Source organism: Micromonospora yasonensis (assembly GCF_026013475.1).
Taxonomy (GTDB): domain Bacteria; phylum Actinomycetota; class Actinomycetes; order Mycobacteriales; family Micromonosporaceae; genus Micromonospora; species Micromonospora yasonensis.
Genome location: NZ_JAPDPH010000465.1, coordinates 1 through 1,161 on the forward strand (window position 1 = coordinate 1; position 1,161 = coordinate 1,161).

A 1,161-nucleotide genomic window follows, 5' to 3' on the forward strand; every position below is an offset into this window, starting at 1 on the left:
GTGGAACTGGGGCCGAACGGAACGCTCACCACGCTGCACGTCCAGACGCTGCCGGGCGCGGTCACCGCGGTGCACGTTCTGCATCCGGAGCAGCCGGCCGAGCGCACGGGCCGCACCGCCGTGGCTGCCGTGCACGTGGGTGACGCCGGCCACGCCTGGCCGATCGGGGCAGCCCGGTTCGACCCGCCGCACCTGCCGGGCTACCCGTTCCAGCGCCGGCGCCACTGGCTGGACACCCCGGCCGAGGCGTCGCGGCCCCCCGTACCGGTTCCCGGCCCGGCGGCGGGTGCCGCGACCGACCCGCTGGCCAGCGACCCGGCGTACGGGGATCGAGCGGGCACGGTGCGGACGCTACCCGACCGGCTCCCGGCCCTCGGCGAGGCGGACCAGCTGCGGCTGGTCCGGCAGGTGGTGCTCGACCAGCTCGCGTTCACCCTCGGCCACCCGACGGCGGACGGCATCGACCCGACCCGGACGTTCAAGGATCTCGGCTTCGACTCGCTGTTGGCGGTGCGCTTCCGCAACGAGCTGGCGGCGGCGACCGGCGTCGACCTCCCGGCCGGGGTGACCTTCGACCATCCGACGCCGGAACGGCTGGTCGAGTTCGTCCACCGGTCGGCGGTCGGCGGATCGGGCCCGGCGGTGGCGCTCGCACCGGCGATCCCGCTGGACGAGCCGGTGGCGATCGTGGGGATGGCCTGCCGCTACCCGGGCGGCGTGACAACGCCGGAGCAGTTGTGGGAGCTGCTGGTCGACGGCCGGGACGCGATCGGCCCGCTCCCCGCCGACCGGGGCTGGGACCTGGCGTCGATCTACGACCCGGACCCGGACTCGCCCGGCACCACGTACGCCCGCGAGGGCGGATTTCTCGCCGACGCCACGGAGTTCGACGCGGAGTTCTTCGGGATCAGCCCGCGTGAGGCGACGGCGATGGACCCGCAGCAGCGCCTACTGCTGGAGACGGCGTGGGAGGCGGTGGAGCGGGCCGGCGTCGACCCGGCCGGCCTGCGCGGTGAGCGGGTCGGCGTGTTCGTCGGCGCCATGCCGCAGGACTACGGCCCGCGGATGCACGAGGCGTCGGCTGACGTCGGGGGGTACGTGCTGACCGGCAACACGACGAGTGTGGCGTCCGGACGGATCGCGTACGTGCTCGGGCTGGAG

Annotated in this window: 1 protein-coding gene; it reads left to right on the plus strand. The window is 75.0% G+C overall.

From position 1 onward, the window contains the following. Nucleotides 1-1,161, plus strand: a 1,161-nt coding sequence (locus ONA70_RS36365; RefSeq protein WP_265011002.1) for an acyl carrier protein, incomplete at both ends; no start/stop codon positions are given.